A 382-nucleotide genomic window follows, 5' to 3' on the forward strand; every position below is an offset into this window, starting at 1 on the left:
GGTATTCTCCTGCCATCTCACGGATAATCGGATCTTTGTGGCCATCTACCTTTTGTTCTTTAATCGTCGAGTGATCTTCCCCTTGGAACAATTCCACCTGATTTTTCATCCGGTCATAGACACCACACAGCTCGCGACCTGTACCAATAGGCCAGTTCATCGGACCCGAACGAATACCCAGTACATTTTCAAGCTCTTCCATCAGGTCAAATGGGCTTTTACCCGCACGGTCGAGTTTGTTGATGAACGTAAAGATTGGAATGCCACGCTTCGCACATACCTGGAACAACTTGATCGTTTGTGCCTCGACAGCTTTCGCCACGTCAATCAACATTACCGCGCTATCGGCAGCCGTCAGTGTACGATACGTATCTTCACTGAA

The 382-nt window shown here is 48.2% G+C and carries 1 protein-coding gene; it reads right to left on the bottom strand.

Features of this window, described 5'->3' with window-relative positions:
* A partial coding sequence (locus EL84_RS06375; RefSeq protein WP_047841134.1) for a GTP-binding protein occupies positions 1-382 on the bottom strand: 382 nt, incomplete at both ends.

The organism is Paenibacillus sp. VT-400, from assembly GCF_001029205.1.
In the GTDB taxonomy this organism is placed as follows: domain Bacteria; phylum Bacillota; class Bacilli; order Paenibacillales; family Paenibacillaceae; genus Paenibacillus; species Paenibacillus amylolyticus.